General features: G+C 70.3%; 6 protein-coding genes and 1 pseudogene. All 7 read left to right on the forward strand.

The annotated features are described in order from the left end of the window. Positions 1–18: 18 nt before the first annotated feature. The 7 genes and pseudogenes from ALMP_RS44240 (at position 19) to ALMP_RS35055 (ending at position 6,328) form a co-directional block, all read left to right on the forward strand. Positions 19–3,096, forward strand: a complete 3,078-nt coding sequence (locus tag ALMP_RS44240) for a polymorphic toxin-type HINT domain-containing protein (protein WP_309299575.1) — start codon at positions 19–21, stop codon at positions 3,094–3,096. Then, on the forward strand, positions 3,089–3,769 hold the full coding sequence (locus ALMP_RS35030; protein WP_264935797.1) for a hypothetical protein: 681 nt from the start codon (positions 3,089–3,091) through the stop codon (positions 3,767–3,769). Before ALMP_RS44240 ends, ALMP_RS35030 begins: the two co-directional genes overlap by 8 nt. A gap of 205 nt (positions 3,770–3,974) precedes the next feature. Continuing rightward, positions 3,975–4,079 (forward strand): annotated as a pseudogene (locus ALMP_RS35035) (TetR/AcrR family transcriptional regulator); the annotation flags it as partial. Between the two features lie 28 nt (positions 4,080–4,107). Beyond that, positions 4,108–4,764 carry a TetR/AcrR family transcriptional regulator gene (locus tag ALMP_RS35040; protein WP_264935799.1) on the forward strand — a complete coding sequence of 219 codons (657 nt, stop codon included), beginning with the start codon at positions 4,108–4,110 and terminating at the stop codon, positions 4,762–4,764. 136 nt (positions 4,765–4,900) lie between these two features. Then, the gene (gene panD / locus ALMP_RS35045) at positions 4,901–5,320 is read left to right on the forward strand and encodes an aspartate 1-decarboxylase (RefSeq protein ID WP_264935800.1); all 420 of its coding nucleotides are present in this window, start codon (positions 4,901–4,903) and stop codon (positions 5,318–5,320) included. A gap of 22 nt (positions 5,321–5,342) precedes the next feature. Then, complete coding sequence (locus ALMP_RS35050) at positions 5,343–5,690, forward strand: GNAT family N-acetyltransferase (protein ID WP_264935801.1); 348 nt, start codon at positions 5,343–5,345, stop codon at positions 5,688–5,690. After that, positions 5,690–6,328: an aspartate/glutamate racemase family protein gene (locus ALMP_RS35055; protein ID WP_264935802.1), complete on the forward strand. Its 639-nt coding sequence runs from the start codon at positions 5,690–5,692 to the stop codon at positions 6,326–6,328. Before ALMP_RS35050 ends, ALMP_RS35055 begins: the two co-directional genes overlap by 1 nt. Positions 6,329–6,496 lie beyond the last annotated feature (168 nt).

A 6,496-nucleotide genomic window follows, 5' to 3' on the forward strand; every position in this document is an offset into this window, starting at 1 on the left:
AACGCCCTCGGCCAGCCGGTGAAGCTCACCGCGCCCGGCAACGTGATCCGCGAGCGCGAGTACGACAAGGCCGGCCAGCTCATTCGCGAGACCGGCACCGGCGCCGAAGTGGCCACCCCCGAGAAGCGGTTCCAGTACGACGCGGCGGGACGGCTGGTCAAGGCCTCGTCCCCCAAGGGCGACAACACCTACGAGTACAACGACCGCGGCGGGCTGCTGAAGGCGAGCGGACCATCCGGCGAAGCCACCTACGAGTACAACAACGACGGCCTGCTCACCAGCCGCACCGACGCGGCCGGCACCGCCAACTTCACCTACTCCAAGCTCCAGATGAGCTCCGCGACCGACCCGCTGACCGGTGTGCGGCAGAGCTACAGCTACGACGCGGCGGGCGTGGTCAAGAAGGTCGACTACGCGTCCGGCCAGTCCCGCGCCTTCACCTACGACGACCTCGGCCGGCTCGACACCGACACGCTGAAGAACAGCGGCGGCCAGACCGTGGCGTCGACCGACTACGGCTACGACACCGACGACCACCTGACGTCGAAGACCACGGTCGGCACGGCCAAGGCGGGCACCAGCACCTACGGCTACGACCACGCCGGCCGCCTCACGTCCTGGACCGCCGACGGCACCACCACCGAGTACGGCTGGGACGACAGCGGCAACCGCGTGAAGAACGGCACCAAGACCGCCACCTTCGACGAACGCAACCGGCTGCTGTCCGACGGCGACTACACCTACGACCACACACCGCGCGGCACGCTGGCGACCCGTACCAGCTCGGGCCTGACGGAGCAGTTCACCTTCGACGCCTTCGACCGGATGGTGAAGGCGGGCGAGTCGGGCACGGAGTACACCTACGACTCCCTCGACCGGGTCGCGGCCCGCAACGGCGTGGACTTCACCTACGCCGGCTTCACACCGGACCCCGTCAAGGACCAGACCTCGACGTACGGCCGCGGCGCCGCCGACGAGCTCATGGCGGTCGCCGAGAACGGCGGCGCGGCCCGGCTCACGCTGGAGGACAAGCACGGCGACATCGTCGGCAACATGTCGGCGACGAACGGCGCGGCGACGACCCTGGACCAGTCCACGGCCTTCGACCCCTTCGGCCAGGTCCGCGGCACCGCGAGCGCCGCGGGCATGGACGGCAACATCGGCTACCAGGGCGACTGGACCGACCCGGACACCGACCAGGTCAACATGCACGCCCGCTGGTACGACCCGGGCACCGGCGCCTTCGACTCCCGCGACTCCTACCAGTCCACCTCGGGCGCGTCGATCCTCGCCAACCGGTACACGTACGGCGCCGGCGCTCCGATGGAGTACACGGACCCGGACGGCCACTTCCCGTGCTTCGGCTGGGGCTGGTGCGAAAAGAAGAAGAAGGCCGTCGTCAAGAAGATCAAGAACTCCTCGTTCTACAAGACGGCGCGCTCTGTCTGGCACGGCGTGCAGTGGGCGGTGCGCAACCCGAGGGCCGCGCTCAGCAAGGCGCTGAGCTACGTCGGCCAGGCCGCCAACTACCTGTACCGCAAGTCGGGCCTGAAGACGGTCGTCGACGCCACCGTCAACGCCGTCAAGTGGGTCGGGCAGAAGACGGGCGTCACCCAATGGGCCCGTGAGAAGGCGAGACAGGCTGCCCAGGCGCTCCACCAGGCCAGGGTCTACATCACCAAGAAGGCCAAGGACGCGGTCGCCTACGCGGTCAAACACAACCCGATCCCACAGATCGTCGCCGCGGCCAAACCCCTGATCGCGGTCGGCAAGGCCATCGTCACGGGCGACCCCAACCTCCCGGCGATCATCGTCGGCGCGGCCGTCCAGGTCGTCGCCGATGTCGCCAAGGTCGTGGACACCATCCGCGACGAGGTCGTCAAGCAGGTCGGCAGCGTCGTCGAGACCGTCTCGGAGGCGGTCGACTGGGGCGAGGTCTGGGAAGGCGTCAAGACGGTCGGCAACGTCGTCGGCGAGGTCACCGGCTTCAACGACATCAAGAACTGCGTCACCAAGGGCGACATGGAGGCCTGCGCCTGGGCCGCGGCCACCGTCGGTGCCGTCGTCCTCGGCGGCGCCGGAGCGGCGGCGGTCCGGGCGGCCCGGGCCGGGCGGATGGTGTCGAAGGCGGCGAAGTACGCGGACGACATCGCCAAGGCGGCGGAGAAGACCAGCGACGCCGTGGAGTGCGCCACCGGGGCGGTGGAGACGATCGGAGCGGTCACCGGCAACAGCTTCGTGCCGGGAACCGAGGTCGTGATGGCCGACGGCAGTCGCAAACCGATCGAGGACGTCGATGTCGGGGACGAGGTCCTGGCGACCGATCCGACCACCGGCCGGACGTCCAAGCAGAAGGTCACCGACACGATCGAGGGCAAGGGCAAGAAGGACCTCGTCAAGCTCACGATCGACACGGACGGCGACCGGGGCGATGCCACCGACACCATCACCGCGACCGCGGGCCACGCCTTCTGGGTCCCGGACCTGAAGAAGTGGCTCAAGGCCGGCGAACTCAAGCCCGGCCAGTGGCTCGAGGCCGGATCGGGCACCTGGGTCCAGGTCGACGCGGTCAGCGCGTGGACGCAGCAGGCCGCGGTCTACAACCTGACGGTCGACACGGCGCACACGTACTACGTGGCGGCGGGGAGCGCGCCGGTCCTCGTCCACAACTGTGATCTCGCCCTCGGGTGGCGTACCAAGGGAACCGGGGAGTGGGCGAAGGAAAACAATTACGATCACATGCTGAACAACCCCGATGACGGGTGGAAGGCGCCCGTGGAGCGAATGATCGGCGACCGCAACGTCACCCTCCGCGTCAACATGCACGGCTGGGAAACAGGTTTCGACGGCGCGGTGAGGAACGGTCTCAACGGGGGCCTGGCCACGGAGCTCGAGATGAGCTGGATCGCCCGGGCGGTGGCCAACGGTCAGCGTTCATGGGACTCCGTGCACTTCTACAATATGGGTGCGGGCGGAAAGATCGTGGACATACCACGGCCCCCCGAGCCCGACTGGTCCAGCTTCGGCAATCTCAAGCCGGTCACGAGTAAGTTCACCCTGTGTAAATGCGAAGGTGCGGTTCCTTGGGATGAGTGACAAGACGTCGTCGACGGAATCCTGGGATCCGACGGTGCTCTACCCCGATCTCGACATGTCCGATGGTCTGTCCGAGGCGCTGAAGCGCCGCGCCGCCGGTCTCGGGCTGTCCCTCGACGGGCTCGTCGAAGGATTCGGAGCGGAGCTCGCGACCGAGCGCGGTACCGTCTCGGTCTACGTCGGAACCCAGGAGAGGTTCTTCGGTGTCAAGATCTACGAGCCCGACGTGGTCGTATGGGCGACGGGCGCGACCGTGGACGTCGACCAGGCACTCCATGCGGTAGCCGCCTGGCAGCGCGGCGAGTCCCTCGACGACTTCGTGTCGGAGTTCCCGTTCATGCAACCGGGGACGCTGGCGCGTGCGTACGCGGAGGGAGGGCTCACCGAAGGGAAGTGGCAGGAACTGCTGGACTCGCAATACCCCACAGGCGGCCAGCGGCTCCTCGTCAGCCTCGCTCCCTTCGCTGAACTGCGGAGTTTCTACCCGGATATCAGCTACAACGAGCTTCGTTTCACCATGCCCCCGCCCCGGAGGGGCGATCGGGGGTTCCGCGTCCAGAAAGACGGACCTGGATTCCACGTGGAGGAGTCCGGGCCGCAGCGCCGGGAGTACACCCTTGACGCACTGGACGAAGTAGCCCGTCGCATCGTCGAGTTCTTCGCCTCCGGCTGACCGCGCTCTTTCGGCCGAGTGCGTGCGAAGGCCCCACCGGACGCCGACGTCACTCCGGTGGGGCCTCGGCATGTGCAACGGCAGGGACCCGCGCCGGTGGCCGGGCTCGGCCAGGTACTCACCGCCGGCCGCGATCGAGTCCAGTGATGTACTGACCGATTCATCGAACTGTGGGGTGATGGGGCCCATGGGTAGACTCGCGCGTATGCCGACGTCAGCCCCGCCCCGGAACCGCTTCGAACGGCGCCGCGCCGAGACCCGTCAGGCGCTCGTCCGCGCGGCCCGGCGGATACTCGCCGAGACCGGTGACGACCTCCACTGACAAGGGGCCGACCGCCATGCCCAAGCCCGCCGTCCACACTGTCGTGCGTGAACCACTGCGCAGCAACTCTCGCTCCAACCGGGCCCGCATCCTCGCCGCCGCCCGACAGGAACTCGGCCGGAACCCCGACGTGACCCTGGAGGAGATCGCGCGGACCGCCGGGGTGGTCCGTCGTACGCTCTTCGGGCACTTCCCGGGACGCGCGGCCCTGCTGGAGGCTCTCGCCGAGGAGGCGTCCGAGGCCCTGCGCGGCGTCGTGACCGCAGCGCCCGACGCCGAGGAGGCGCCCGAGCGCGCGCTGGCCCGGTTCGTACTGTCGATCTGGCCCGTCGGCGACCGCTACCGGCTGCTCCTCGCGCTCGCCCGCCGGGATCTCGGCACCGAGCGGGTCTCCGACATCCTCGCGCCCGCCCGCGACGAGGCCACCGCCATCCTCGATCGAGGCCGGCGTGCCGGAGTGTTCCACGACCATCTGCCCGCTCCCGTGCTGAGCGCCGCCCTGGAAGCCCTCACCCTCTCCCTGCTGGAGAGCGTCAACACCGGGGCGTGGGCGGACGACGGTACACGCACCGCCGCCGCCACGCTGGTCGCGGCGGGCGTGTCGGACGAGGCGGCGACCTCGATCGTCGAGGGCGTGGCGTCGGAGATGCGGGCCGACACCTCCGAGGCCTGATCCCCCACCCCCGGGGTCCGAGGCGACGACGGCGAACAGGCCTCGGTCTTCGGGTCCGACGCGTGCCAGTGTAAGGTGAAGACCGCCCTTGACCTGCACAAAGCAGGCAGGGAGCAGACAGATCGGGAGCTTCTTCATGCTTCGCACCATGTTCAAGTCCAAGATCCACCGCGCCACCGTCACCCAGGCCGACCTGCACTACGTGGGATCGGTGACCATCGACGCCGACCTGCTGGACGCCGCCGACCTGTTGCCCGGCGAGCTGGTGCACATCGTCGACATCACCAACGGGGCACGGCTGGAGACGTACGTCATCGAGGGCGAGCGCGGTTCGGGTGTCGTCGGGATCAACGGGGCCGCCGCCCATCTCGTCCACCCCGGAGACCTGGTGATCATCATCAGTTACGCTCAGGTCACCGACGCCGAGGCGCGGGCCCTGCGCCCGAAGGTCGTGCACGTGGACGGCGACAACCGGATCGTGGCCCTGGGCGCCGACCCCTCGGAGCCGGTGCCGGGCTCCGACCAGGAGCGCAGCCCGCAGGCCGTGCCGGCCTGACCGACGGACCAGGAGCGTGCCCATGACCGACCAGGACATCCGCGACGACCGGGCGGCCGGCCGCCTCGAGGCCCTCGGGGACGGCGGGGAGGTCGTGGGCCGCATCGAGTACTTCGTCCTGGAGTCGCCCGGGCGGGCCCTGGTCCCGGTGCACACCATCGTCGAGCCGGCCCACGAGGGCAAGGGCATCGCGGGTTCCCTGGCGCGCGAGCTGTACGGCATCGCCGCGCGCGAGGGCATACCGGTCGCGCCGCTGTGCCCGTACGTCGTGAAGTGGGCCCAGCGGCACCCCGAGGAGGCCCCGGCCGCCGACCCCGAGCTGCTGCGCGCCGCCAAGGACTGGCTGCGCGCGCACCCGGGCCGGTTCTGATGGCGAGACTCGCGCTGCTGCACACCTCCCCGGCGCACGTCCCGGTCTTCGACGCCCTGCGGGACGCCGACCATCCGGACGTGGAGCTGCGGCACTTCGTCGACGAGGAGCTGCTGTCCCGGGCGCGCGCCCAGGGCCCCGACGCGGTCGCGGACGACGTACGGGCCGTGCTCGACCGCGCCGTCGCCGAGGGGGCTACGGCGGTGCTGTGCACCTGCTCGACGCTCGGCGCGGTGGCGGAGGAGGCCGGGGCGCCGGTCCCGGTGCTGCGCGTCGACCGGCCGATGGCCGCCGCCGCGGTGGCCGTGGGGCCGCGCGTCACCGTCCTGGCCACCGTGGAGAGCACGTTCGGCCCGACCGCCGAGCTGCTGGCGGAGGAGGCCGAGCGCGCGGGCCGTCCCGTCACCGTGCGCCCGGTCCTGGTGGACGACGCCTGGGCCCACTTCACGGCCGGCGACACGGACGCCTACGCCCGCCGCGTCGCCGCCGCGGCCGACGCGGTCCGCGACGCCGATGTGATCGTCCTCGCGCAGGCCTCCATGACGCCCGCCCAGGATTTTGTTCGCACCGCGGTGCCAGTGCTGTCGAGCCCTCGCCCCGGCCTCGCGGAGGGTGCCCGCGCGGCGCGGCGCGGCTGACCGCGCGAGCGGACAGACCCGGGCGGGCGCACCCGCTGCCACCACCGGGTGACTGTCCGCGCCTGACCCGGGTACGCGGGGGAGTAGTCCAGAGCCAAGCTTCACCCCTGGCCGGAGGACACGATGACCAACCCGTACCCCGACCCCGTCCAGCCCCCGCCGACACCG

The organism is Streptomyces sp. A012304 (genome assembly GCF_026008495.1).
GTDB lineage: Bacteria > Actinomycetota > Actinomycetes > Streptomycetales > Streptomycetaceae > Streptomyces.